This window comes from Ruegeria sp. CG3 (genome assembly GCF_056537205.1).
Genome location: NZ_JBQFRC010000004.1, coordinates 275,006 through 299,483 on the forward strand (window position 1 = coordinate 275,006; position 24,478 = coordinate 299,483).

Consider the following 24,478-nt stretch of genomic DNA (forward strand, 5'->3'; position numbering starts at 1 on the left):
GTGTGTTTGCCGGATGATCAGGCCGCGCGGGCCGGACGGCACCAATCCGGCAGCCAGTCGGCATGGGCGGTCAGCAGGTCACTTACCAGGCTGCGGATCTGGCGCAGGTCCAGTTCGGCGGCGGTGTGCGGGTCCATCATGGCGGCGTGGTAGATGTGTTCGGGGTTTTCCTCGACCAGGGCGCGCACGGTCAGTTCCTGCACGTTGATCTGGCTGCGCATCAGGGCGACCAGCTGCGGCGGGATGCCGGTCACGACCGAGGGCTGCACGCCGTTGCTGTCGACCAGGCAGGGCGTTTCGACCGCCGCGCCCAGCGGCAGCTGCGGGATCTGCCCGGTATTGGGCAGGTTGCCATAGGCGACATAGGGCGTGTCGGTGACGATTGCGTTCATAAGGTCGGCGGCGAATTCGTGGCTGCGGATCACTTCGATGTCGCGCCCGTCGGTCAAGGTCTTGGCCTGTTCCTTCCAGTTCGCGACCTGTTCCTCGCAGCGGGTGGGGTATTCGTCCAGCGGGATCTGGAACTGGTCGATCAAGTCCTGACGCCCGTCCTTGATGAACCACGGGACATACTCGGCCAGGTGTTCCGAGCTTTCGGTGCAGAAATAGCCCAGGTGATCCATCACCTCGTACCGCACCTTGTTCGGACAGCGCGGCATCAGCAGCGGCGCCTTGGGCAACTGGCCCGCGTGATAGCCAAGGCGCAGCGCCGGATACAGGTCGCGGCCCTGATGTTCCAGCCGCAGGAAAAACGCCACATGGTTCACGCCCGCAACGCGATAGCGGATTTCATCCTTGGGCAGGTCCAGGTCATGGGCCAGTTCCTCGACCGTGTTCTGGACCGAGTGGCACAGACCCACATGTTTCAGTGCCGGGAACCGTTCGGCCAGCGCCCAGGTGTTGATGGCCATCGGGTTGACGTATTGCAGCAGCGTGGCATCCGGGCACAGCTGCGCCATGTCGCGGGCCACATCCCACAGGACGGGCACGGTGCGCAGGCCGCGCATGATGCCGCCCACGCCCAGCGTGTCGGCGATGGTCTGGCGCAGGCCATATTGCTTGGGGATCTCGAAATCGGTGACGGTGCAGGGTTTGTAGCCGCCGATCTGGAAGGCGGTGATGACGAAATCGGCCCCGTCCAGCGCCGCGCGGCGGTCGGTATGGGTGGACACGGTCGCGCCGGTCCCGACCGAGCGGATCATGGCGCGCGCGACGGTTTCGCTCTCGGCCAGACGCTCGGGGTCGATGTCCATCAGGGCAAAATGGCTGTCGGCCAGCGACGGGGTCAGCAGGGCATCGCCCACGATATTTTGCATGAAAATCGTGGAACCTGCACCGATGAAGGTGATCTTGGTCATGACTGTAAACCTTGACTAGGCGTTATTTTACGGCACCGAGGGTCAGACCCGCGATGAAGTGTTTCTGCATCAGAAAGAACATGGCCACCGGCGGCAGGGCCGCGACGATCGAGCCGGCACTCATCAAGTGATACGCTGCGCGGAACTGCGCGTTGAAGCTGGTGATGCCCGCGGTGACGGGTTGGCTCTCGGCCCCCTGGGTCAGCACGACGGCCCAGAAATAGTCATTCCAGATGAAGGTGAAGATCAGAACGCTGAGCGCGGCGATTGCGGGTTTCATCAGCGGCAGGACCACGTACCAGAAGATGCGCCATTCGCTGATGCCCTCGACCCGGGCGGCCTCGATCAACTCAAAGGGCAGGGCGCGGATGAAGTTGCGCATGAACAGGGTGCAGAACCCCGTCTGGAACGCAATGTGGAACAGTACCAGCCCGGTTTTCGTATTGTAGAGCCCCAAGTCCAGCGTCAGGTCGCGCACCGGCACCATCAGGATCTGGAAGGGTACGAAGTTGCCCGCCACGAACATGAAAAAGATCCACAGGTTCGACTTGAACTTGTAAATCCCCAGTGCGAACCCGGTCATGCAGCTGAGCGCCACCGCGCCGATCACCGTGGGAACCGTGATCAGGAACGAGTTCAGCAGATAGCGCGGCATGTCCGAGTTGAAGAACACCTGACCGTAGTTCCGTGCGCCTTCAAAGCTGGAGGGCAGGCCCCAGTAGTTGGCGTTGGTGAAATCCGCCTCGGGCTTGATGGAAAACAGGGCCACCGCCAGCAGCGGGCCGAGCCACAGCAGAAGAGCGACCGGCAGCATTGCCTGATAGGAAATCTGCGCCGCGCGGGGTTGTTTTTCGATCGGTTTGGGAAACATCTCAGTGCCCCTTTTCTTCGCGGTACATCGACCACAGGAAGTAGGCGATGAAGCACAGCATGATCAGGAACAGGATCACGGCGATGGCCGCGCCATAGCCCATACGGAACCCGTACTCCGACAGGGCGACTTCGAACATGTAATAGGCCAGCACGCGCGAGGATCCGAACGGCCCGCCCTGCGTCATGATCGAGATCAGGTCGAACGAGCGCAGCGCGCCGATAATGGTCACCACGAAGGCGATGAAGGTCGCCGGGCGCAGCTGCGGCAGGATGATATGCCACAGCATCCGCCCGCCCTTGGCGCCGTCCAGCCGGCCGGCCTCGATCTGTTCGGGGTCCACGGCGTTCAGGCCGGTCAGATAGAGGATCATGCAATAGGCGGTCTGCGGCCAGAGGCCCGCGAATATGATGCCGTAGGTTACGAACCGTTCGTCACCCAGGACGTTCAGCGGACCCAACCCGACCAAGCCCAAAAGCTCGTTCAGCAGCCCGAAAGTGGGGTCGTAGAACCAGGTGAAGACCAGCCCGACAACGACCTGGCTGATGACGAAGGGAAAGAAGAACAGGGATTTGTACAACCGGATTCCCCAGACCGTCTGGTTGAGGAACAGCGCGATGAACAGGCCTGCCGGGATGGCCAGCAGGTACATGATCAGCCAGATCAGGTTGTTCTTCAGCGAGACATAGAAGGCGTCACGATCGACCCATTCCCAATACAGGTCCTCATAGTTGCGCATACCGACATATTCGGCCGCGCCCAGCCCGTCCCATTCGTAAAGCGACAGGTTGAAGGACTGGAATACGGGGATGATCACGTAGACCATGAAGAACAGCACGCCCGGAGCCAGAAACAGCCAGGGTGCGATACGTTGCTGATTTCTGTGGAACCAGCTTTCGTGTTCGGTGACGTCGACAGCGGTCATGGTCAATCCCGGTTTGGAATGGGCAGGACGGGATCGTGCCCGTCCTGCGTTTGGCTACGGCGTGGCCGGGGTTGCCCCGGCCAGCACCCGATCAGTTGTCGTAGATGCGCTGACGTGCGCGTTCCAGCTTGGCCAGGATGCTGTCCAGGTTGTCCGGCTTGACCATGAATTCCTGGAAGCCTTCCATCGACACTTTGGCCATTTCCGCCGGTGCGTCGCGATCCCAGAACTGGGCGACGCCGCCGGGGCTGTTGGTCGACAGCATCTTGAAGCCTTCCTGCAGGAACTTGTCGTCATCCACCGAGGATTTGGCGTTGACGGGCAGTTGTCCGAGGTTTTTGCCGTTGTTGATTTCGGTCTGCTCGTCAGCCGAAACGACAAAACGCAGGAACTCGCGCGCGGCTTCTTTGTTCGACGCGTTCGCCGGGATGTGGAACGTGTCGGTCGGCGCATCTTCGGCCAGCTCGACATCTGGGTTGATCGCGACGAACTGGTAGAAGTCCAACTGGTCGTCGGTCAGACCGGCCTCGCGCAGCGGAGCCACGGCGAAGTTGCCCATCAGATAGGCCGCTGCATCACCCTGAACCATGAAGGGCAGGGCCTCTTGCCAGCTGTAGGTCTGGTGGTTGTCGATGAACGCGCCCATGTCGATCAGCTGCTTCCAGTTGGCGAAGGTCTGCTTGACCCGGTCGTCTTCCCAGCTGACTTCGCCATTGGCCAGTTGCTGGTGGAAGTCGAAGCCGTTGGTGCGCATGTTCAGGTAGTCGAACCAGCCGCCAGCCGTCCACAGGAACTTGGTGCCGATGGTATAGCAGGCGCGACCCGAGTCGACGATCTTCTGGCAGTTGGCCAGCTCTTCTTCCCAGGTGGTCGGTTCGGACAGGCCCAGCTCGTCAAAGATGTCTTTGCGGTAGTAGACGCCCCACTGATAGTAGGTGTAGGGCACGCCCCACTGCTTGCCGTCGATGGTCATCGCGCCCTTGGTCGAGGCCAGGTTTTCGGCGATTTCCGGCTCGGCCCACAGGTCCGATACATCTTCGAACAGTCCGGCCTCGACATAAGGCTTCATGCGGTTGGCCGCGTACCAGGTCGCGACGTCGGGCGTGTCCGCCGTCAGGAAGTTGCGGATCTGGGTCTTGTACGCCTCACGGTCGATGACCGTGGTCTCGATCTCCAGACCCGGGTGCTGTGCCGCGAAACGCTCGATCATCGCTTCCATCGTCGCGCGCGGCGCCGGATTCGATGTGTCGAGGAAGATTCGCAGCTCGCCGGTCAGTTCTGCCGAAACGGGCGCTGCAAGTGCCACACTGGCCGCCAGAGCCGCCGCAGTGCGCTTGAACATGGAATGCATGGTTTCCTCCCTTAGCTTCCATTTTGCGGTTCCAAATAGTGAAACCAAGTTTTATATATTGAAAACTACACATCGAATCGGCTAGGCTTGTCAATACCCTCGCGGCCCGTCCGCAAGGGGAAGTGGAGGAGAAATCAGACCCGTGGCAGGTGACGGAACCATCGGCAAGGCATGTGACGTGCTGGAACAGGTCGCGGCGTTCGGCCGGCCTGTGCGGTTTGCCGAATTGCTGGAAAGCAGCAGCTTTCCCAAGGCGTCCCTGTACCGGTTTCTGCAGTCGCTTACCAATCAGGGCATGTTGTCTTACGACCCAGACCGGCAGACCTATTCGCCGGGGCTGCGGCTGGTGCGGCTGGCGCATTCGGCCTGGACGCAAAGCTCGCTCGCGCCGATCGCGCGGCCGATCCTGGATGCGCTCAGCCTGGAAACCGGCGAGACGGTGCACCTTGCGCAGCTTGATTCCAGCCAGGTTCTGTATGTGGACAAGCGCAATGCCAAGAACCCGGTCGAGATGTATTCCGAGGCCGGAAAGGTTGGCCCGGCCTATTGCACCGGTGTGGGCAAGGCGATGCTCGCCTTTCTGGATGACGACCGGTTGGACAAGGCGATCTCGCAGCAAAGCTTTCACCGTTTCACCGACAAGACGCTGACCTCCGAGGCCGAATTGAGGGCGGATCTGGCCCGCATCCGCGAACGGGAGTTCGCCATGGATGATGAAGAGCATGAGCCCGGCATCATCTGCGTCGCCTGCCCGATCCTGACATCGGGAGGGCGGATGCTGGGGGCGATCTCGATCACCGGATCGACCCAACGCATGGATTTTGACCAGTTGAAGAAATGGGTCCCTCGGGTGCGGCGTTCGGCCGACCAGATCGGGGCCGAAGCCGAAGCATGGCGGTTCCCCGAGGGCCGCAAGGACAGGATGCAAGCATCATGACAGGCGTTACCCTGAAGGGCGCAATCAAGCGTTATGGCCAGACCCAGGTCATTCACGGCATTGATCTGGAAATCGAGGACGGCGAATTCTGCGTTTTCGTCGGGCCGTCGGGCTGTGGCAAATCCACCCTGTTGCGGATGATCGCCGGGCTGGAAGAAACCACCGAGGGCGAAATCCGCATCGGTCAGCGTGACGTGACCCACATAGACCCGGCCAAGCGCGGTGTCGCGATGGTGTTTCAGACCTACGCCCTGTATCCGCACATGACCGTGGCCGAGAACATGGGCTTTGGACTGCGCATGAACGGCGTGCCCAAGGCCGAGATCGACAAGAAGGTCGCCGAAGCGTCGGAAATCCTGAAACTGGACCAGTATCTCAAGCGCAAGCCCAAGGCGCTGTCGGGGGGGCAGCGTCAGCGGGTCGCCATCGGTCGGGCCATCGTCCGCGGCCCCGAGGTTTTCCTGTTCGACGAGCCGCTGTCGAACCTCGATGCTGAGTTGCGCGTGGAAATGCGGGTCGAGATCGCCCGACTGCACCAGGAGATCGGCGCGACGATGATCTACGTTACCCACGACCAGGTCGAAGCGATGACCATGGCCGACAAGATCGTGGTGCTGCGCGATGGCCGGATCGAGCAAGTGGGCGCTCCGATGGATCTGTATCGGGACCCCGACAACCGGTTCGTGGCGGGGTTCATCGGCTCGCCCGCAATGAACTTCTTGGAGTGCGATGTCATCGAAGGAACGGTGCGCCATCCTGCCCTGACGGACTCGATCCCCGTCACCAACGGCGTGCCGACCGATGCCAAGAAGGTGATCCTGGGAATCCGCCCGGAACATATTGCCGTGGATCGGTCCGGCGACAGCTGTACCGTCGATCTGACCGAAGCGCTTGGCGGCGTCTCCTACAGTTACTTGCTGACGCCCAACGGCGACAAGCTGATCGTCGAAGAGCGGGACGACCAGCGCAGCAAAACGGGCGAACGGATCGGAATCTCGGTTCGGCCCGAACGCGCCATGCTGTTTGACCCGGAAAGCGGGGTGCGGTTGCGCTGAACCGTTGTTCAATTGGAAAATGTAAACGCGCCGGGCCCTCTGCCTGGCGCGTTTTCCTTTTGCCAGACGAATCCTATGGATTTTGGATACAAAATCCGATACTGCGGGGTTGAGACAGGAAATCTGACCGCCCGGCGATGGACGCGGGCAACTTGGAAAGGATCGGCCACATGTCACCCGACGTCTTTACCGGTACCATGCCGGCGCTCATGACCCCTTGTACGCCCGACCGTCAGCCCGACTTTGACGCCTTGGTACGAAAGGGTCAGCAGATGATCGAGGCGGGCATGTCCGCGGTCGTCTACTGCGGGTCGATGGGCGACTGGCCACTGCTGACCGACGAACAGCGGATGGAAGGGGTCGAACGGTTGATCGGCGCGGGCGTGCCCGTGGTGGTGGGCACCGGGGCGGTCAACACGCAATCCGCCGTGGCGCACGCAGCGCATGCGCAAAAGGTAGGTGCAGCGGGGCTGATGGTTATTCCGCGGGTCCTGTCGCGCGGCAGTTCGGTCACGGCGCAGCGCAACCATTTCAAGGCCATCCTGTCGGCGGCACCGGATATTCCGGCGGTCATCTACAACAGTCCGTATTATGGATTCGCCACCCGCGCCGACCTCTTTTTTGCGCTGCGGGCCGAGCACTCCAATCTGGTGGGCTTCAAGGAATTCGGTGGCAAGGCCGATCTGCGCTATGCGGCTGAGAACATCACCAGCCGAGATGATCAGGTGACGCTGATGGTGGGGGTCGATACGGCGGTCTACCATGGCATCGTCAATTGCGGCGCAACTGGCGCGATCACTGGCATCGGCAACGTACTGCCCAAAGAGGTTCTGCTGCTTACTGCTTTGTCGAAAAAAGCGGCTTCTGGCAGCGCCGAGGCCCGCCAGCGCGCACAGGAGTTGACAGAGGCCATCCACGTGCTGTCCAGTTTCGATGAAGGCCCTGATCTGGTTCTGTACTACAAGCACCTTCTGGTGCTGAACGGCGAGGATGAATACCGCTTGCACTTCAACGAAACTGACGCGCTGACCGATGCGCAGCGCCACTATTGCGAACAGCAGTACAGCTTGTTCCGCGCCTGGTTTGCAGACTGGTCAAGGCAAGGCGGGGTGATTGCCGCGTGCATGTGATCGACAGCCATACCGGCGGAGAGCCGACGCGCGTGATTCTGGACGGCGCGCCCGATCTGGGCAGCGGTCCTCTGTCCGAACGCGCAGGGCTTTTGGCGACCCAGCATCGCCCGTTCTGGCGCTCGGTCATGCTGGAGCCGCGCGGTCAACCAGCGATGGTGGGGGCGCTGCTGGTGCCTCCGGTCGATCCGTCCTGCGTGACCGGGGTGATCTATTTCGACGTGGATGCGGTGCTTGGCATGTGCGGGCATGGCACGATCGGGTTGACCGTGACGCTGGCCCTTCTGGGGCGGATCGGTGTTGGCATCCACCGGATCGAAACGCCTGCAGGGGTGGTCACGGTGGAGCTGCACGATCCCAACACAGTGACAGTAACCAACATCGAAAGCCGGCGCGTGCATCAGGCCGTGACGATCGAGGTTCCGGATTTCGGACCGGTGACAGGTGATGTGGCCTATGGCGGCAATTGGTTCTTTATCGTCGATCCCAGCCCGGTGCCGGTCGAGCCCGCGAACATCCGGCAACTGACCGATCTGGGCGTCGCCATTCGGCAGGCCTCGGTCGGGCAGGGTGTGGGCGGCGAAGCGGGCGAGCCGATCGATCATGTGATCTTTCAGGAGGCCGCACCGGACCCTGACGTGCACAGCCGAAACTTCGTTCTGTGCCCCGATGACGCCTATGACCGCTCGCCCTGCGGCACGGGAAGTTCGGCGCGGTTGGCCTGTCTGGCGGCCGACGGGCGCTTGGCGCCGGGTGAAGAAATCGTACAGGCCAGCGTCATCGGCAGCCCCTATCGGCTGTCCTATCAGCCGGGTCCGAACGGCGGGGTGATCCCCTCGATCACCGGTCAGGCTTTCGTGATGGCCGAAAGCCGCTTGATTTTTGATCCCGCCGATCCGTTCCGTTCGGGTATAGAGATCACATGAAGAAAGATGTCATCGTCATAGGTGCCGGCGTCGTCGGTATCAGCGCGGCACTGGAATTGCAGCGTCGCGGTTACACGGTTCAGGTACTGGACCGCGAAGGCGTGGCCGCGGGCAGTTCGGCGGGGAATGCCGGGGCGTTCGCCTTCCCCGAGGTCGAACCTCTGGCCACCCCAGGGATCATGAAGAAGGCCCCGAAATGGCTGCTCGATCCGTTGGGGCCGCTGTCGATCCCGCCCGCTTATGCCCTGCAGATCGCGCCGTGGATGTGGCGGTTCTGGCGGGCCAGCCGCCCCAGCCGGTATCAGGCTCTGGTCGCCGCGCAGGCCAGCCTGATGCGCCTGTGCCAGGCCGCGACCGAACGGCAGATCGCCGATACGGGTGGCGAGGCGATGATGCAGCGCGACGGGCAGTTGCAATTGTACGAAAGCGCGGCCGAGTTCCGCGCCGCTTTGCCCACGTGGGAGCTGCGTCGCCAGCATGGCATCGCCTTCGACCTGCTGGAAAGCCCTGAAGCGATCGCCGAGATTCAGCCCGGGCTCAGCCCGCGTTTTACCCATGCCGGGTTCACGCCGCACTGGTGGAACACCGTTGACCCCAAACGCTGGGTCGAGCATCTGGCGCAGGTGTTTCGCGACCGCGGCGGGGTGATCGAAACGCGCCCCGTACGCGCGCTGGAGCTGTCGGACACGGGCGTCTGGGTGCGCTTCGACCAGGGTGCGGCGGATGCCAGCAAGGTCGTGGTGGCCGCCGGGGCGTGGTCGCACCACCTGACCCGCACGGTGGGCGATCTGATCCCGCTCGAGACCGAGCGGGGCTACAACACGACCCTGCCGCCGGGTGCGTTCGACCTGCGGCTGCACCTGGCGTTCTCGCGGCATGCTTTCGTGGCCAGCAAGATCAACGGTGGTGTCCGCATCGGTGGTGCGGTCGAACTGGGCGGGCTTGACCTGCCGCCCAATTTCAAACGCGCCGATACCTTGCTGAACAAGGCGCGCCAGTTCCTGCCGGGGTTGAAGACCGAAGGCGGGACGCAGTGGATGGGTTTCCGCCCCTCGCTGCCCGACAGCATTCCGGTGATCGGACGGTCTTCGAAATCGCCGAACTTGGTCTATGCTTTCGGGCACGGCCATCTGGGCCTGACCCAGTCGGCCGGGACCGCCGAGCTGGTGGGGGCGCTGATCGACGGCACCGATCCGGCCATCCCGGTCGATCCCTTCGCCGCCACCCGGTTCTGAGCGGGGATGCGCAGCAGCAAGACCATTCACGTGATCTCGGCCCATGCCGAGGGTGAGGTGGGCGACGTGATCGTCGGCGGTGTCGCCCCGCCGCCGGGCGACACGATCTGGGCGCAACGCAGCTTCATCGCCCGCGACCAGACCCTGCGCAACTTCATGCTGAACGAGCCGCGCGGCGGGGTGTTCCGCCATGTCAACCTGCTGGTGCCGCCCAAACACCCCGATGCCGACGCCGCCTTCATCATCATGGAGCCCGAGGACACACCGCCCATGTCCGGCTCGAACGCGATCTGCGTGGCGACGGTGCTGCTGGACGGGGGCATCCTGCCGATGACCGAGCCGGAGATCCACCTGACGCTCGAAGCGCCGGGCGGGCTGGTGCGGGTGCGGGCCGAGTGCCGCAACGGCAAGGCCGAACGGATCTTCGTGCAGAACCTGCCCAGCTTTGCCGACCGCCTCGCCGCGCCGCTCGAGGTCGAGGGGCTGGGGACCCTGACTGTGGACACCGCCTATGGCGGGGACAGTTTCGTGGTGGTCGACGCCGCGGCGCTGGGGCTGCGCATCACCGAGGACGAGGCCGCCGACATCGCCCGCCTGGGGGTGGCGATCACCGACGCCGCCAATGCGCAGCTGGGCTTCGCGCATCCCGAAAACCCGGATTGGAACCACATCTCGTTCTGCGCCTTCTGCGGACCGTTGACTGAAACCGAAACCGGCCTGACCGGCCGATCCGCGGTGGCGATCCAGCCCGGCAAGGTCGATCGCTCGCCCACCGGCACGGCCGTTTCGGCCCGCATGGCGCTGATGGCCGCGCGGGGGCAGTTGCAGCCGGGCCAGAGCTTTGAGACGGTGTCGATCATCGGCTCGCGCTTCACGGGCCGAATACTGGGCGCGACCCAGGTGGGAGACCATCCTGCCATCCTGCCCGAGATCTCGGGCCGGGGATGGATCACCGGCATCCATCAGCACATGCTGGACCCCGACGACCCCTGGCCACAAGGTTACCGCCTGCGCGACACCTGGGGTGCCTAGTCCAGAAGGGCCAGCAGGTCGCGGTGCAGTTGCGCGGAAACCTCGGCATATCCCCGGGCGGTGTTGCGCGCGCGGGCGGCAAAGCGGCGCTGTGACGGCAGGCGCGCGCCCTGATCGAGGATATCGGCAAACAGGCGCTCGGCCCGCGCGTCGCTGGCCTGTCGTCGCCCGCCGCTGAACTGGTCGGGGTCGAAGGCGATGATGATGTCGCCGTGGTAAGGCGCGCCGCCCGTGCCTTGGGCGAACTCCATGCTCTCCAGGCTGGTCAGGTCGTCGATCAGCGGGCCGGCCAGAAGTTCGATCATGATCGACAGGGCCGAGCCTTTGTAGCCGCCGAAGGTCAGCATCGCGCCGTCCAGCGCCGCTTGCGGGTCGGTCGTGGGGTTGCCGTCCCTGTCGATCGCCACGCCTTCGGGCAGGGGTTTGCCCGCGCGCTTGTACAGCTCGATCTCGCCGCGGGCGAAGGCGCTGGTCGCAAAATCGAAGGTGAACGGGTCTTTGCCCATGCGGGGCCAGCTGAAGGCCAGCGGGTTGGTGCCCAGGCTGCCGCGCGTGCCCCCCGCAGGGGCCACCCAAGAATGGCTGGGCACCATCGCTATGGCTGCAAGCCCTTGGGCCGACAGGGCTTCGACCTCGGGCCACAGGGCCGAGAAATGAAAACAGCGGTTGATCGCCATGGCCGCGATCCCGTGGGTGCGGGTCTTGTCGATCAGATGCGGCAGGCCAGTTTCGAAGGCCAGCAACGACATGCCGCCCTGCGCGTCGACGCGAACGATGGCATTGTCCGAGGGGGCGACCCGGGGCTGCGCATGGCCGTCGATCTTGCCGGCCTGCATGGTCTGGGCGCACATGAACAGGCGAAACAGCCCGTGCGACTGGCAATCGTCCATCTGGCAGGTGGTCAATAGTTCCGCGATCGCCTGCGCGTGGTCGGGGCCATAACCCACATGGGACAGAACCTTCAGGCTCAGATCGGTCATTTCTTCAGGCGTCAGCCGTACCGTTTCGCTCATGTTCCGTCCCTGGGTTTGATCTCGGTTGCCAAAGGGGTAGCGGGGAACCCTAGCCCTGTTCAACCCGATAGGCGGTTGGAAAAGCGCCTCGGGGCGGATATTTGTATCCAAAATGCAAATGCGGACAGACCCTTGGCAGCAAAACGCGCAATCACCCGTCAAAGCCTTCCCGATGCAATCGCGTCCGACTTGCGTGAACGCATTCTCAGCGGTGATCTGGCGGAAGGCGAGACCATCCGTCAGGAGGCATTGGCCGAAGACTATGACGTGTCGCGCATGCCGGTGCGCGAGGCGCTGAAACAGCTTGATGCCGAAGGACTGGTTCAGCTGACGAACAATCGCGGTGCGCGGGTCACGCGCCATTCCCTGTCCGAGATCGGCGAGATCTTCGACCTGCGGTCGCTGTTGGAGACCGACCTGTTCCGTCGGGCAATTCCGCAGATGACCCAATCTGACTTTGCGCGCTGCGAACAACTGCTGGAGCAGATGGAGGCGTCGTACGACGCCAACGACGTCAGCCGGTGGGGCGCGCTGAACTACCAGTACCATTCGGCCCTCTATGCGGCCGCGAACCGAAGCCTGACCAACGAGCTGCTGCATCGCGTGAGCCTGCAGTCGGACCGGTACATCCGAATGCATCTCAGTGTAATGCAACAACGCGAACCGGCCCGCAAAGAGCATCGCGAATTGCTGCGCCTTGCCCGGGATGGACAGGTCGAGCAGGCTTGTGCGCTTCTGTCCGCGCATATTGGACGAACCAAGGACCAATTGTTGGCACTGGTGGCTGCCAAGCGAGCGTCCGAGGAAGCGATCGGACGCTGACGCCAAGCGACCGGAAAGAAAGCGTTTTCAATTCTTCTCTGTCTGTGCCAGTTCTGGCGTCGCGGGATGCGTGCCGAAACATGGATCGACCAAGTGCCCAGTGATGACCTCAACAGTTCGGAACAGGCCGTGCGTCAGGCGATTGGGGCGTATTCCAGACGCGTCTGGCGGTTTGCGCTGGCTCTGTCGGGGGCGCAGGATGTTGCCGACGACCTGACCCAGGCCACTTGCCTGCGCGCGTTGGAGCGCAGCCATCAGGTTACGCACACTGATCGGTTGGATTCGTGGCTGATGACGATCTGCCGGTCGATCTGGTTGAACGAGCTGCGGGCGCGGACCGTGCGCAAGTCCCAGGGGTTGGCCACAACGCCGGACGCCGAATTGATCGCGCCGGGTACCGACGCCGAAATGAATATTTTTGCGCGGGAAGTGTTTACACAGGTGATGCAACTGCCCGAGGCGCAACGCGAAACGGTCATGCTGGTCTTTGTCGAGGGCTACAGCTATCGCGAGGCCGCCGCGTTGCTGGAGGTTCCGATTGGTACGATCATGAGCCGGCTTTCCAATGCCCGCAAGAAACTGCAAGCTGCGATGCCGCAGGATGCCGCTGCGTCCGACCGACGGAGGGACTCATGACCTTTTCCGACGATACGCTAAAGGCCTATCTGCAAGGCTCATTGGGGTCTGAGGAAAGCGATGCCATCGAGGCCGCTGTTGAGAACGATCCGGAACTGGAGCAGCGCCTGATGGATCTGGATCCGATCGCGCCGGTGGTTCGCGAGGTGTTCCGAGACATTCCCGCCGCAGCGCCACAAGTTGAACTGCCGCCTAGGGTTCCGGCTTTGGCGGGGCCCTGGCGCCTGTTGGGCGTCGCGGCTGCCGCGGCCGTGTTGGCCGTATCTCTGACCTTTTGGCTGACCCGCTCACAGCCGATGGGATGGGTAGAGCAGGCGGCCCTGTACCAGTCGCTTTACACGCCGGATTCGATTGCAACGCTGGAATACCCGCCGGCGCTCGTCGACGCCCAGATCTCATTGGCCGAAGAGAAACTGGGCCGCCCGCTGAACCGGGATTCGCTTGAAGGTTTGCCGGGGCTGGAACTGAAGGCCGCGCAGGTTTTGTCCTTCAAGGGCAAACCATTGGTTCAGATCGTTTTTGCCGACGCTGATGGCAATCCCTTTGCGCTGTGCGTGATCCGCCAGGGCGATGGCGCGCCGAATTCAGAGTTGAAGCAGGAAGTCCTGAGCGGGCTTGCAACGGCCCGGTGGGCGCGCGACGGATACGGATACATGCTGTTGGGGAACCGGCCGGACAACGATTTGACCGTGCAGCTGGATTACCTGGCCCAGACATTCGCCGGCTGAGCCGCCTTGCGCGAAACCTCTTGTGAACCGGTGCGATTGGCCGAACAATGCATGGCATGACGACCAAGGCCACGAACCCGGGCCCGGACGAGGACGATGTCCTGGACGGGCCGCGCAGTATCTATGACGTCGATCCGCCGGACGACGAAGACCTTTGGTTTCTGCCGCCCGAAGATGCAGCGGCGCCCGAGGACATGTTGCCGCCGGGTCCGCGTGCCGATCGGGGCGCTTTGTTCGACCCGCGGGACTGGCGCGCAGCTCAGGCAGAAGTGGCGCAGGGCTTGGCGGATCTGACCTTGACCTTCGGGTCCTTGGACGAGCGGTTGCGCAGTGGTCCAAAGGGATGGACCCACCGGCTGGCCCTGATGGACGTATCCGACCTGGGGTGGTGGACCGGTGACCGGATCAGTGTTGATCGGCTTGCCCTGTGGACCGGATTGCGTATCGGAGCCACCGGGGACGATGTGCAAGCATTGTTTCGGGCGGGTTGGGCGGTTCGGCGACTGACTTCGGGCGCAGGGCCGTCGGACGGCGGCTGGCAATCGGGACTGGCCGCCTTTCTGGACCGGATGGCTCAGGGGATAGACGAAGTCCCAGAGGCGGTCGCAGATTTGGCCGAAGTGATGGATAGCGCACAAGCCCTGCACCCTGTCACGCAGTCGGCCATTGCCTTTCACGCGTGGCGCGCGCTGTCGCAGGGAATGGGACAGGATACCGAAGCAGCGGTGATCGCTGCGCGGCATGCGGCCACGATGGGTCGGGGCGGGGCACTGTTCATGCCGCTGGCACTGTCGGGCCCCGGGGCGCTGCGCGGCATCGGCACACCAGAGGAAAAACTCAACGCTTGGGTTCGTGGGGCAGGGCAGGCGGCCTTGGCCGCGCTGCTGCATCTGGATCGCGTCAGCGCGTGGGAGGCCCGGGCACGCGAGGCCACCAAGGGTCTCAGCGGGCGGACGCCGCCGGTCCTGATCGATGTGCTGACCGCATGGCCCATGGTATCTGCGCCATTGGCCGAGGAGTTGACGCAGGCATCGCGTGCAGCCGTGCAGCGCAATCTCGACAAGTTCACCGAACGTGGTTTGATCCGCGAAGTGACCGGGCAGGGCCGTTATCGGGTTTGGGCTGCCGCGCTGTAGTCCAACAACCATTCACGGAACGCGCGCGCGGGTGGCCGCAATGTGGCCCGTGAAGGGTAGATCAGGTGGTAGGCATCCCGGCCCGGCACGGCCACCTCGGGCAGACATGGCACCAGGCCAGACATCCGCATGATCCGGTCAGACGCGGGCGCGCGGGCCAGGGCGATCCCGACCCCTTGCGCGGATAGCTCGGCCGCCATCATTGAGTTGTCCGCGAAGAAATACTGAGCCTGTCCGGTCGGCAGCCGCAGGGCTTCGAACACGTGCGGCCAACTGGCCCTGTGGGTCGAAACCTCGATCAGCGGAAACCGGGCCAGATCCAGCGGAGTGGTGATCTGGTCGGCAATGTCCGGTGGTGCCACGGGAAAAAGGGTCTCGGTCAACAGCATGTCACCCTCGGCGCCGAACAGCGTCGGGTTGCCAAACACGATCTGCAGGTCGGTAAAACGATTGGCGAAGTCGGCGATCCGGTTCCCGGTCGTCAGGGACAGGTTGATCTGAGGATGGGATTTTTGGAACTGGGTCAGGCCCGCCGCAAGCACCCCTTGCGCGAACAACAACACGGATTGGACATACAGCCGTTGGTCCCGGGTCTGGCCGAACAGGCCGGTAGTGGCTGATTCCAGCATCACCAGCGATTGCTGCACGACCGGCAGGTACGCCCGCCCGGCCTCGGTCAAAGTGACGGCATGGGCATGGCGATGAAACAGCGGCGTGCCCAGACGAGTTTCCAGCGCCTTGACCTGTTGGCTGACGGCGGCGGCCGACATGTTTAGCTGGGCGGCAGCACGGGCAAAGCTTTCGGTGCGGGCCGCGGCCTCGAAAACGCGCAGCCAGTTGAGAGAGGGGATGCGGGTCGACATGGCAATCAGGCTAAGCTGAACTTGTCCTGACAGGCAAGGCTTTGCGTTCTCGTCGCAAGACCGGTTCGGCTAGGCTGTGCGTGAACCGATCCGAAAAGGTGCACCCATGCCCGACATCCAAGACCTGGCCCGGCACAAACTGACCCCATCGCAAGCAGCGCAATACTGGGAAGACGGCTTCCTGTTTCCGCTGGATATTCTGTCTGCTGACGAGGCCGCGCAGGTGCGCTCGGAACTCGAGCAGATTGAACGCGACTGGATGGCCGCCGATCTGCCTCTGCCGCTGAATACCTACAAGCGCGTGAACTCACACCTCGTCATGCCTCTGGCGGCGCGACTGGCCATGGATCCGCGTATACTGGATGCCGTCGAAGGCGTCTTGGGTCCGGACATCATGATCTGGTCGGCCGAGTTTTTCATCAAAGAACCGCGCACCGTCCAGACAGTTGGCATGCATCAGGACCTGACCTATTGGGGGATGGGCGAGACCCCGGATCAGGTTACGGCCTGGCTGGCACTGTCGCCGGCAACCGTGGAAAGCGGCTGCATGGATTTTGTCCGGGGCAGCCACAAGAACCCAATACTTCCGCACAATGATACCTATTCCGAGACCAACCTGCTGTCGCGCGGGCAGGAGATTGCGGTCGAAGTGGCCGAGGAAGACAAAACCCATATCGAACTGGCGCCCGGGCAGATGTCACTGCACCACGGGCTGACCATTCATGGCTCGGGTCCGAACCGGTCGGACGATCGGCGTATCGGGATGGCCATCCGCTATATCAGCCCGAATGCGAAGCAGTTGGTGGCGGACCGCGACTACGCGATGGTCGCGCGCGGAGAGGACCGGCAGGGAAACTTCATCCATGTCGATCCGCCCGCCACCCTGTTTTCCGACGAGTCGCTTGCCCTGTACGAACAGGTGCGCCGCGATCTGGGCAAGGCGCTGGCAGCTGGGGCCAAGGCCACCGTTCCGCTCTATGATTGAGCCGGGTTCGAAACCCAAAGGCCAGGGGATTGGACGCCTAGCGCCCAACCCCGACATAGGTTTCGAAACCAGATTTCTTGACCTTGTCGCGTGAATAGATGTTCCGCAGGTCGACCATGCGTGGAGATTTCATCTCAGCGGCCATCTGCGTCAGGTTCAGCGCGCGGAACTCGTTCCATTCGGTCAACAGCACCACTGCGTCCGCGTCCTTGGCAGCGGCATACGGGTCTTCGACCCACTCTACACCCGGCAGCAGAGCCTCACCCTCGGATCGGCCCTGAGGGTCGACCACGCGAACTTTGGCGCCGCCACCGATCAGGGCGGGCACGATGGTCAGTGATGGAGCGTCGCGCATGTCGTCGGTGTTGGGTTTGAAAGTCACCCCCAAAACCGCCACGGTCTTGCCGTTGAAACTGTCGTCGCAAGCTTCGCGGATCTTTTCGATCATGCGTTTTTTGACCTCGTCATTCACGCGCATGACGGTTTCGGTGATCTGCATTGGAAAGGCATGTTCCTGTCCGATCCGCGCAAGCGCCGCGGTGTCCTTGGGAAAGCATGATCCGCCGTAACCGGGGCCGGCATGCAGGAACTTGTTTCCGATGCGCCCATCCAAGCCAATGCCGCGTGCCACTTCCTTGACGTCGCCTCCGACCCGCTCGCACAGGCCAGCGATTTCGTTGATGAACGTGATCTTGGTGGCGAGAAAGGCGTTTGCCGCATATTTGATCATTTCGGCGCTTTCCAGATCCGTCGTCAGGATCGGAAAATCGCGCAGGTAAAGTGGGCGGTAGATTTCGGCCATCACCTCGGCGGCGCGGTCGTTCTCGACCCCTACAACGACGCGGTCCGGACGCATGAAATCGTCGATCGCAGCGCCTTCGCGCAGGAATTCCGGGTTCGAGGCGACATCAAAGTCTGCCTTGGGGTTTGCCGCCGCGACAACTTCCTGAACCTTGCGGTTGGTCCCGACCGGGACCGTGGATTTGGTCACCACCACGGTGTAGCCATCCATGGCATGGGCGATTTCCTCGGCCGCTGCCATCACATAGGTCAGATCCGCATGGCCGTCGCCGCGGCGGGTTGGTGTCCCGACAGCGATAAAGACGGCATCCGCGCCTTTCACCGCATTTGCCAAATCGGTGGTAAAGCTCAGCCGGCCGGCGGCCACGTTCTTGGCCATCAGAACATCCAGTCCCGGTTCGTAGATCGGAACCTTTCCGTCCTGCAGCATCTGGATCTTAGCTTCGGCCTTGTCGACGCAAATGACGTCATGACCGAAATCCGAGAAGCACACACCCGACACCAGACCCACATATCCGGTGCCGATCATCGCAATACGCATTATTCAAATTCCCTTGTTACCAATGCCACCTCGGGCGGCCACACATTCGGAGAAACTTCCGCCGGTTTCAATGCCTGACAGTGGCCTCGGGTTGCATTCCATGACATCTTGCTGTTTTTGGGACGACAAATGGGCGTCCATGAAACTGGTGGAACAAACTGATGACCAAAAAAGCGCTGATCACCGGAATTACCGGACAGGACGGGTCTTACCTGGCCGAATTTCTGTTGGCAAAGGGCTATGAGGTTCACGGGATCAAGCGTCGGGCATCCTCGTTCAACACCCAGCGGATCGACCACATCTATCAGGACCCCCACGAGCCTGATCCGAAGCTGCGGCTGCACTACGGCGATCTGAGCGATACCTCGAACCTGACCCGCATCATCCAAGAGGTTCAGCCCGACGAAGTCTACAACCTGGGCGCCCAATCTCACGTGGCCGTCAGCTTCGAGTCGCCGGAATATACCGCGGATGTCGATGCCATCGGCACTCTGCGCCTGCTTGAGGCGATCCGGTTCCTCGGACTTGAGAACAAGACCCGGTTCTATCAGGCGTCCACGTCGGAACTCTACGGGCTGGTCCAGGAAACTCCGCAGCGAGAAACGACCCCGTTCTATCCGCGCTCGCCCTACGCGGTGGCCAAGCTGTATTCGTATTGGATCACGGTCAATTACCGCGAGGCGTACGGGATGTATGCCTGCAACGGAATCCTGTTCAATCACGAAAGCCCGCGCCGCGGCGAAACCTTTGTCACCCGCAAGATCACGCGTGGTCTGGCCAACATCGCCCAGGGCTTGGAGAAGTGCCTTTACATGGGGAACATCGACAGTCTGCGCGATTGGGGCCATGCCAAGGACTACGTGCGGATGCAGTGGATGATGCTGCAGCAGGACAAGCCCGAGGATTTCGTTATTGCCACAGGCAAGCAGTATTCCGTGCGCCAATTCATCGAATGGTCGGCGGCCGAGCTTGGGCTCACCTTGGAGTTTTCAGGCAGCGGTGTGGACGAGGTCGCAACCGTGACGGCGATCGACGGCGACAACGCCCCAGCGCTGAAACCCGGCGACGTGATCATGCGGATCGACCCGCAGTATTTCCGACCAGCCGAGGTGGACACTCTGCTGGGTGACCCGTCGAACGCCAAGGCCAAATTGGGTTGGGAGCCGGAGCTGACCGTGCAGGAAATGTGCGCAGAGATGGTTCTGGAAGACCTCAAAACCGCCAAGCGCCACGCCTTGTTGAAAGAGCACGGGTTCGAATTGCCGGTCAGCCTGGAAAACGGCTGAGGAGGCGGAAATGCGCAAGATCTACATCGCCGGACATCGTGGGATGGTAGGTGGAGCAATCCTGCGCCAGCTCAAGGCGCGCCAGGCCGATGGCGAGCCGCTTGAACTGGTTACCCGAACCCACTCCGAATTGGATCTGACGGATCAGGCGGCCGTCCGCGCCTTCATGCAGGCCGAGCGCCCAGACGTCGTGATCTTGGCCGCCGCCAAGGTAGGTGGGATTCACGCTAACAACACGTATCCTGCAGATTTCATTTACGAAAATCTGATGATCGAGTGCAACGTGATCCATCAGGCTTTTGCGGTCGGCGTACGGCGTCTTTTGCAGCTGGGCAGTTCCTGCATATACCCGCGTGAAGCAGCGCAGCCGATGCGCGAAGACGCGTTGCTGACGGGTGTTTTGGAGCCGACGAACGAACCCTATGCGGTTGCCAAGATCGCCGGGATCAAGCTGTGCGAAAGCTACAACCGCCAGCACGGGGTCGACTATCGATCGGTCATGCCGACCAACCTGTATGGGCCGGGCGACAATTTCCACCCTGAGAACAGCCATGTTCTGCCAGCACTGATCCGCCGCTTCCACGAAGCCAAACGCGACGGGCTGGACGAGGTGGTGATCTGGGGAACTGGCAAGCCGCGGCGTGAGTTCCTGCATGTCGATGACATGGCCGAGGCATCGCTGTTCGTAATGGATTTGCCGCAGGACGTGTATCAGGCGAATACGCAACCCATGCTGAGCCACATAAACGTGGGCTGCGGGCAGGACGTTTCAATTGCCGAGCTGGCCTCACTGATAGCCAAAATCACCGGATATACCGGCCGGATCACGCAGGACACCACCAAGCCAGATGGTACGATGCGCAAGCTGATGGACGTTTCCCGGTTGGCCAAGATGGGCTGGAAGGCACGCATAGGCCTCGAAGATGGTATCCGCGAGACCTATGACTGGTTCCTTGATCAATCGGCCGACGACCTGCGGGCCAAATAAGCACCCGGCCCAAAGACCGGGTGCGTTCGGTGATCAGAACCAGCGGCCGATGGCCGAGGCCGCCGGGGGTATCGCTGCCGGATCGGACACCGCCGACAGAACTTGCCACGCTACCTGTGTTTCGGTCGGCAAATCGAAGCTGATGAACCGTCCCAGAGCATTACCGCTGCCGCTCAGGGTTGGAGTACTGCCCACAGCAAAAGGCGCGGGGAAAGTCCAAGTATTCTGGGCGCTTGCAAATAGTGGCCCCATGCCGGCAGTACAGGCCACCGCACTCGCCGCGAGGGTGCAGATCTGAGTTCCGTCCGCGAAACGAACGAATTCGCCGTTCGCATTTGCGCCGCGTTCGATCACTGCGCCGGTCGGGATCCCGCCAGACTGCGTCACCGGACCCACGAGGTTGCCGGGGCAATATCCGTAGTCGGCTCGCATCAGCCGTCCGGGTGTTACATCTTCAGGGTTGGCTTGAACGGCCGCGCCGCTGATCGTTCCCGATGTGGCATCCACGCGCACCGCCTCGGTCCAAGAGCCTCCATCCGGTGAAACCTTGATGGAAAAATCGGTACTGCCCGCAAGGCCCATCTCGGCGTGGCCGGTCCAGTTGGACTGAAACAGGAGTGAGGCGGTGTCAGTCGCGCTAGCTTTGTTGATCTTCAACTGGTGGCCGCTCCCGTCGTGGCTCAGCAATGTGGCGGGACTCCGAACCGAAAGGCGGTTGGTCGGATCGTATCCGGTTGCGACCCCGACCCCGGCAAGGTTCGCAGTATTGACCGGAGGATCGATCCATCCGCCGTTGTCCCAGACCTTGAGCGCGGCGCCGGCTTGCTCCCAAACACGCCATCCGTTTGCTGGCGTGACAAAGACCCAAGCATTGTCCAGCCAAGCCGCGAGTTGCCCAGGCTTCCCCGCCCAGGCGCCTGTCGGGCTGGCCCCCAAGCCGTAGATGGCACCTTGATCTGGTGCCGCAGGTGGAATGGTTTCATCCAGAGCCACAACACTCAGCTGCACGATCAGGTCCAGCTGCCGCAGCGCTTCGTTGTGGGTGACGTGTTTTTGCGCCTGTGAGGGTTGCAGAAACGGCAGATTCAAACGGGGGGTGATTTGGGACACGGGCGGGATCCTCCTTGGGCCATCGATTCACGGAATTCGCTGCGCGCCACCCTGCCGCGGATGGGATGAATCCCCGCTTTCACGTGCGAACGACACAAAAAGGATTTGGTTACTTGTGGATTTCCAAATACGAAACAAAGCCGCCCTTTTGGGGCGGCTGTGGATATTTTTAGTATGGAGGTCGGTCAGCTGATTCTGACCTGTACGCCCAAAGCGTGAACCGTTGGCGACCGGAGCCGCGGTGTTCAGCCAGGATCAGTTGCGGGCGTAGACATCCTCGTACCGGATAATATCGTCCTCTCCGAGGTAGGCGCCGGTCTGAACCTCGATCAGGACCATAGGCACCTTGCCGGGGTTTTCCATCCGGTGAACCGCGCCAAGGGGGATGTAGACAGACTGGTTTTCGCTGACCAGACGAACCTCGTCATCGATCGTGACCTTGGCGGTACCTTCTACGACGATCCAATGCTCGGACCTGTGGTGGTGGGACTGCAGGCTCAGGGCCGCGCCGGGGTTTACGTGAATCCGTTTGACCTGGAATCGTTCGCCCACGACAAGGCTCTCGAACCAGCCCCAGGGGCGATGGTCGACCGGCAGAGCTTCGGCCTGCGGTGCCCCTTTGGCCTTCAGGGCGGCCACGGCCTGTTTGACATCCTGTGCCTTGTCCATGCTGGCCACCAGAACGGCATCCGGCATGGCCACAGCGATCATGTTCTCGAGCCCCATGGCCACGACTTCTTGGGAGGCTGACTCGGACCGGATCAACACGTTGTTACAGTCGATCGTCGTCACCTCACCGGTGGTCGCAACGCCGTTTTCGTCGGGGCTGCTCAGCTCCTGGACGGCCGACCAGCTGCCGACATCCGACCAGCCGGCGGCATAGGGAACAACGCTCAGGTTTTTGGCCCGTTCCATGACCGCGTAGTCGATCGATATGTCTTCGACTTTCCCCCAGGCCAATGCGTCCAGTCGCAGAAAGCCAAGATCGGCCTTCGCGTCCTCGACGGCAGTCTGCACCGGCGGCAACAGGTTGGGTGCATGATCCTGGAATGCAGCGATGATGTCGCGCACCGCAAACAGGAAAATGCCGGAATTCCACAGGTAACTGCCATCGGAGATCATGGCCTTGGCTCGATCCAGATCGGGCTTTTCAACGAAATGGTCCAATGCGACCGCAGCACCTGTCGCGTCGGGCGCAGCGCTGAGCTTCAGATATCCATATCCGGTTTCCGGCCGGTCCGGAGTGATCCCGAACGTCACCAGATGGCGGTCCCTCTCGATGGCGGTCACACCTTGCGAAACCGCCGCGTGGAACGCGGACTTGTCGGGAACGACGTGATCGGACGGCGCCACCAGCATCAAAGCATCCGGGTCTACCTTGGACAGGTAAAGCGCGGCCGCCAAGACCGCCGGAGCCGTGTTGCGGCCCTCAGGTTCAATGAGGATCGGACCGGGGTCGACACCAATGGCGGTAAGCTGCTCGGTGACGATGAAGCGGAACGATTCATTGGTGAGTATCAGGGGCTTGGCGTACGGTGCGTCCTTGGGCCCTCGCATCCTGTCCGCACAGTCCTGCAGCAGGCTGCTGTTGCCGACCAGAGGCACGAACTGTTTGGGATAGCTTTTTCGGGACAGCGGCCAAAGCCGGGTTCCGGAGCCGCCGCACAGAATGACAGGATAGATGGTGGTCATGACGAATGGGCTTTTCGGCTGGTTTTCTGACGTTTTATCGCAGTCATCACAGGGTGGGTGAAGGACCGCCGCTTATTGGGCAGCCCGACCTGTGGCAACAATATCATTCAGATAGGCGCTCAGGTCGTCGCGCAGGTCATTCCGGGCCAGGGCAAAGGCCACGGTGGCCTGCAGGAAGCCCGCTTTTGATCCGCAGTCGAAGCGTTGACCATCAAAGCGGTATCCGAAAACCGGGACACCGTTGCCGATGTCTTCGGCGATGGCATCGGTCAGCTGGATTTCCCCGCCGCTGCCTTTCTTCATCTGATTGAGGTTGTACAGCACCGACGGCCCCAAAATATATCGACCGATCACCGCCATGTTCGACGGAGCCTCGTCGGCCTTGGGCTTTTCAACCATGCCGCGGGCGCGGATCACCTTGCCGGAACTGTCGGCGGCGTCCAGTATCCCGTACGAGCTGGTTTTTTCGGGTGCGACCTCCATCGCGGCGACCATGTTGCCGCCGGTTTCCTCATAGGCCTCGACCATCTGCTGCAGGCAGGGTTTGTCGGCCGCAATAACGTCGTCCGGCAGCATGACGGCGAAGGGTTCATCGCCGATCAGACGGCGGGCGCACCAGACGGCGTGTCCCAAGCCCAATGCCTTGTGTTGGCGGATATAGGCGATAGCACCGCTTTCCATGTTGGTGTTCTCGAGAACCTCCAACAAATCATCCTTGCCTTTGGCCTTCAGCTCCTGCTCCAGCACGAGATTGTGGTCGAAATAGTCTTCGAGCGCCGATTTCCCGCGTGATGTGACGAAGATGAACTCGGTAATACCCGCAGCGCGGGCTTCGTCGATGGCATATTGAACGAGAGGCCGGTCAACCAGCGTCATGATTTCCTTCGGAACGGATTTCGTTGCCGGAAGAAACCGGGTGCCCAATCCTGCGACAGGGAAAATCGCCTTGGTGACCTTGCGTGACATGTGACCTCTCAAATTCAAAAACTTAGCCGGTGGACGTGGTGCATCCGGGGCTTCCTCTTAGGCTGCGAAACCGGATCAATCAATGATGCCC

23 protein-coding genes are annotated in these 24,478 nt (G+C 62.1%); 13 read left to right on the forward strand and 10 right to left on the reverse strand.

The features are described from left to right. Positions 1-17: 17 nt before the first annotated feature. From melA to ACR0NB_RS16885, 4 genes are all read right to left on the reverse strand, one after another. Positions 18-1,358 (reverse strand): alpha-glucosidase/alpha-galactosidase, encoded by a 1,341-nt coding sequence (gene melA, locus ACR0NB_RS16870; RefSeq protein WP_170341846.1) that lies wholly within the window; start codon positions 1,356-1,358, stop codon positions 18-20. A gap of 22 nt (positions 1,359-1,380) precedes the next feature. Beyond that, positions 1,381-2,229 (reverse strand): carbohydrate ABC transporter permease, encoded by an 849-nt coding sequence (locus ACR0NB_RS16875; protein WP_093963150.1) that lies wholly within the window; start codon positions 2,227-2,229, stop codon positions 1,381-1,383. A gap of 1 nt (position 2,230) precedes the next feature. After that, positions 2,231-3,154 carry a carbohydrate ABC transporter permease gene (locus tag ACR0NB_RS16880; protein ID WP_093963149.1) on the reverse strand — a complete coding sequence of 308 codons (924 nt, stop codon included), beginning with the start codon at positions 3,152-3,154 and terminating at the stop codon, positions 2,231-2,233. Positions 3,155-3,245: 91 nt separating this feature from the next. Next, a complete protein-coding gene (locus tag ACR0NB_RS16885) occupies positions 3,246-4,505 on the reverse strand; it encodes an ABC transporter substrate-binding protein (protein WP_093963148.1) in 1,260 nt (419 codons plus the stop codon). Between the two features lie 142 nt (positions 4,506-4,647). On the opposite strand from ACR0NB_RS16885, the gene ACR0NB_RS16890 reads away from it, so the two are divergent. The 6 genes from ACR0NB_RS16890 to ACR0NB_RS16915 all read left to right on the forward strand — a co-directional run bounded on the left by ACR0NB_RS16890 (position 4,648) and on the right by ACR0NB_RS16915 (position 10,820). After that, the gene (locus ACR0NB_RS16890; protein ID WP_480776321.1) at positions 4,648-5,442 is read left to right on the forward strand and encodes an IclR family transcriptional regulator; all 795 of its coding nucleotides are present in this window, start codon (positions 4,648-4,650) and stop codon (positions 5,440-5,442) included. Beyond that, positions 5,439-6,497 carry an ABC transporter ATP-binding protein gene (locus tag ACR0NB_RS16895; protein WP_480776322.1) on the forward strand — a complete coding sequence of 353 codons (1,059 nt, stop codon included), beginning with the start codon at positions 5,439-5,441 and terminating at the stop codon, positions 6,495-6,497. Before ACR0NB_RS16890 ends, ACR0NB_RS16895 begins: the two co-directional genes overlap by 4 nt. 170 nt (positions 6,498-6,667) lie before the next feature. Next, entirely contained in the window at positions 6,668-7,627 is a 960-nt protein-coding gene (locus ACR0NB_RS16900; protein WP_480776323.1) for a dihydrodipicolinate synthase family protein, read from the forward strand. After that, positions 7,618-8,553 carry a 4-hydroxyproline epimerase gene (locus ACR0NB_RS16905; RefSeq protein WP_480776324.1) on the forward strand — a complete coding sequence of 312 codons (936 nt, stop codon included), beginning with the start codon at positions 7,618-7,620 and terminating at the stop codon, positions 8,551-8,553. Before ACR0NB_RS16900 ends, ACR0NB_RS16905 begins: the two co-directional genes overlap by 10 nt. Continuing rightward, complete coding sequence (locus ACR0NB_RS16910; RefSeq protein WP_480776325.1) at positions 8,550-9,788, forward strand: NAD(P)/FAD-dependent oxidoreductase; 1,239 nt, start codon at positions 8,550-8,552, stop codon at positions 9,786-9,788. The genes ACR0NB_RS16905 and ACR0NB_RS16910 overlap by 4 nt, the downstream gene beginning before the upstream one ends. A gap of 6 nt (positions 9,789-9,794) precedes the next feature. Further along, a complete protein-coding gene (locus ACR0NB_RS16915) occupies positions 9,795-10,820 on the forward strand; it encodes a trans-3-hydroxy-L-proline dehydratase (protein ID WP_480776326.1) in 1,026 nt (341 codons plus the stop codon). Here the strand turns inward: ACR0NB_RS16915 and ACR0NB_RS16920 are convergent. Continuing rightward, positions 10,817-11,833, reverse strand: a complete 1,017-nt coding sequence (locus tag ACR0NB_RS16920; protein ID WP_480776327.1) for an Ldh family oxidoreductase — start codon at positions 11,831-11,833, stop codon at positions 10,817-10,819. The two genes, ACR0NB_RS16915 and ACR0NB_RS16920, sit on opposite strands and share 4 nt — an antisense overlap. Positions 11,834-11,965: 132 nt before the next feature. On the opposite strand from ACR0NB_RS16920, the gene ACR0NB_RS16925 reads away from it, so the two are divergent. The 4 genes from ACR0NB_RS16925 to ACR0NB_RS16940 all read left to right on the forward strand — a co-directional run bounded on the left by ACR0NB_RS16925 (position 11,966) and on the right by ACR0NB_RS16940 (position 15,155). Further along, positions 11,966-12,655, forward strand: a complete 690-nt coding sequence (locus tag ACR0NB_RS16925) for a GntR family transcriptional regulator (RefSeq protein ID WP_170367384.1) — start codon at positions 11,966-11,968, stop codon at positions 12,653-12,655. Between the two features lie 66 nt (positions 12,656-12,721). Further along, positions 12,722-13,291 carry an RNA polymerase sigma factor gene (locus tag ACR0NB_RS16930; RefSeq protein ID WP_170582656.1) on the forward strand — a complete coding sequence of 190 codons (570 nt, stop codon included), beginning with the start codon at positions 12,722-12,724 and terminating at the stop codon, positions 13,289-13,291. Continuing rightward, the gene (locus ACR0NB_RS16935) at positions 13,288-14,019 is read left to right on the forward strand and encodes a hypothetical protein (protein ID WP_480776328.1); all 732 of its coding nucleotides are present in this window, start codon (positions 13,288-13,290) and stop codon (positions 14,017-14,019) included. Before ACR0NB_RS16930 ends, ACR0NB_RS16935 begins: the two co-directional genes overlap by 4 nt. Positions 14,020-14,075: 56 nt before the next feature. Then, on the forward strand, positions 14,076-15,155 hold the full coding sequence (locus ACR0NB_RS16940) for a helix-turn-helix domain-containing protein (protein WP_170441069.1): 1,080 nt from the start codon (positions 14,076-14,078) through the stop codon (positions 15,153-15,155). On the opposite strand, the gene ACR0NB_RS16945 is transcribed toward ACR0NB_RS16940, so the two are convergent. After that, positions 15,128-16,018, reverse strand: a complete 891-nt coding sequence (locus ACR0NB_RS16945) for a LysR substrate-binding domain-containing protein (protein ID WP_480776329.1) — start codon at positions 16,016-16,018, stop codon at positions 15,128-15,130. The genes ACR0NB_RS16940 and ACR0NB_RS16945 overlap by 28 nt on opposite strands. 106 nt (positions 16,019-16,124) lie before the next feature. Here ACR0NB_RS16945 and ACR0NB_RS16950 point away from each other — a divergent pair, with 106 nt between their 5' ends. Beyond that, positions 16,125-17,003 carry a phytanoyl-CoA dioxygenase family protein gene (locus tag ACR0NB_RS16950; RefSeq protein ID WP_170391647.1) on the forward strand — a complete coding sequence of 293 codons (879 nt, stop codon included), beginning with the start codon at positions 16,125-16,127 and terminating at the stop codon, positions 17,001-17,003. 37 nt (positions 17,004-17,040) lie between these two features. On the opposite strand, the gene ACR0NB_RS16955 is transcribed toward ACR0NB_RS16950, so the two are convergent. Further along, positions 17,041-18,345, reverse strand: a complete 1,305-nt coding sequence (locus tag ACR0NB_RS16955; RefSeq protein WP_170367380.1) for a UDP-glucose dehydrogenase family protein — start codon at positions 18,343-18,345, stop codon at positions 17,041-17,043. 161 nt (positions 18,346-18,506) lie between these two features. Here ACR0NB_RS16955 and gmd point away from each other — a divergent pair, with 161 nt between their 5' ends. After that, a complete protein-coding gene (gene gmd, locus ACR0NB_RS16960; protein ID WP_170365953.1) occupies positions 18,507-19,631 on the forward strand; it encodes a GDP-mannose 4,6-dehydratase in 1,125 nt (374 codons plus the stop codon). A gap of 10 nt (positions 19,632-19,641) precedes the next feature. Beyond that, positions 19,642-20,619 (forward strand): GDP-L-fucose synthase, encoded by a 978-nt coding sequence (fcl, locus tag ACR0NB_RS16965; protein ID WP_480776330.1) that lies wholly within the window; start codon positions 19,642-19,644, stop codon positions 20,617-20,619. 33 nt (positions 20,620-20,652) lie between these two features. Here the strand turns inward: fcl and ACR0NB_RS16970 are convergent, their stop codons facing one another. The 3 genes from ACR0NB_RS16970 to galU form a co-directional block, all read right to left on the reverse strand. After that, on the reverse strand, positions 20,653-21,729 hold the full coding sequence (locus ACR0NB_RS16970) for a DUF2793 domain-containing protein (protein ID WP_480776331.1): 1,077 nt from the start codon (positions 21,727-21,729) through the stop codon (positions 20,653-20,655). 255 nt (positions 21,730-21,984) lie between these two features. Further along, entirely contained in the window at positions 21,985-23,421 is a 1,437-nt protein-coding gene (locus ACR0NB_RS16975; protein WP_170461520.1) for a mannose-1-phosphate guanylyltransferase/mannose-6-phosphate isomerase, read from the reverse strand. 72 nt (positions 23,422-23,493) lie between these two features. After that, positions 23,494-24,387 carry a UTP--glucose-1-phosphate uridylyltransferase GalU gene (galU, locus tag ACR0NB_RS16980; protein ID WP_093963131.1) on the reverse strand — a complete coding sequence of 298 codons (894 nt, stop codon included), beginning with the start codon at positions 24,385-24,387 and terminating at the stop codon, positions 23,494-23,496. Positions 24,388-24,478 lie beyond the last annotated feature (91 nt).

What these genes read in the sequence shown, in the direction of transcription:
- ACR0NB_RS16895 (WP_480776322.1), top strand. Translation starts at nt 5,439, where the DNA reads ATGACAGGCGTTACCCTGAAGGGCGCAATCAAGCGTTATGGCCAGACC.
- ACR0NB_RS16935 (WP_480776328.1), top strand. Translation starts at nt 13,288, where the DNA reads ATGACCTTTTCCGACGATACGCTAAAGGCCTATCTGCAAGGCTCATTG.
- ACR0NB_RS16955 (WP_170367380.1), bottom strand. Translation starts at nt 18,345, where the DNA reads ATGCGTATTGCGATGATCGGCACCGGATATGTGGGTCTGGTGTCGGGT.
- melA (WP_170341846.1), bottom strand. Translation starts at nt 1,358, where the DNA reads ATGACCAAGATCACCTTCATCGGTGCAGGTTCCACGATTTTCATGCAA.
- galU (WP_093963131.1), bottom strand. Translation starts at nt 24,387, where the DNA reads ATGTCACGCAAGGTCACCAAGGCGATTTTCCCTGTCGCAGGATTGGGC.
- ACR0NB_RS16975 (WP_170461520.1), bottom strand. Translation starts at nt 23,421, where the DNA reads ATGACCACCATCTATCCTGTCATTCTGTGCGGCGGCTCCGGAACCCGG.
- ACR0NB_RS16950 (WP_170391647.1), top strand. Translation starts at nt 16,125, where the DNA reads ATGCCCGACATCCAAGACCTGGCCCGGCACAAACTGACCCCATCGCAA.
- ACR0NB_RS16945 (WP_480776329.1), bottom strand. Translation starts at nt 16,018, where the DNA reads ATGTCGACCCGCATCCCCTCTCTCAACTGGCTGCGCGTTTTCGAGGCC.
- ACR0NB_RS16910 (WP_480776325.1), top strand. Translation starts at nt 8,550, where the DNA reads ATGAAGAAAGATGTCATCGTCATAGGTGCCGGCGTCGTCGGTATCAGC.
- fcl (WP_480776330.1), top strand. Translation starts at nt 19,642, where the DNA reads ATGCGCAAGATCTACATCGCCGGACATCGTGGGATGGTAGGTGGAGCA.
- ACR0NB_RS16915 (WP_480776326.1), top strand. Translation starts at nt 9,795, where the DNA reads ATGCGCAGCAGCAAGACCATTCACGTGATCTCGGCCCATGCCGAGGGT.
- ACR0NB_RS16900 (WP_480776323.1), top strand. Translation starts at nt 6,668, where the DNA reads ATGTCACCCGACGTCTTTACCGGTACCATGCCGGCGCTCATGACCCCT.
- gmd (WP_170365953.1), top strand. Translation starts at nt 18,507, where the DNA reads ATGACCAAAAAAGCGCTGATCACCGGAATTACCGGACAGGACGGGTCT.
- ACR0NB_RS16940 (WP_170441069.1), top strand. Translation starts at nt 14,076, where the DNA reads ATGACGACCAAGGCCACGAACCCGGGCCCGGACGAGGACGATGTCCTG.
- ACR0NB_RS16875 (WP_093963150.1), bottom strand. Translation starts at nt 2,229, where the DNA reads ATGTTTCCCAAACCGATCGAAAAACAACCCCGCGCGGCGCAGATTTCC.
- ACR0NB_RS16930 (WP_170582656.1), top strand. Translation starts at nt 12,722, where the DNA reads ATGCGTGCCGAAACATGGATCGACCAAGTGCCCAGTGATGACCTCAAC.
- ACR0NB_RS16880 (WP_093963149.1), bottom strand. Translation starts at nt 3,154, where the DNA reads ATGACCGCTGTCGACGTCACCGAACACGAAAGCTGGTTCCACAGAAAT.
- ACR0NB_RS16920 (WP_480776327.1), bottom strand. Translation starts at nt 11,833, where the DNA reads ATGAGCGAAACGGTACGGCTGACGCCTGAAGAAATGACCGATCTGAGC.
- ACR0NB_RS16885 (WP_093963148.1), bottom strand. Translation starts at nt 4,505, where the DNA reads ATGCATTCCATGTTCAAGCGCACTGCGGCGGCTCTGGCGGCCAGTGTG.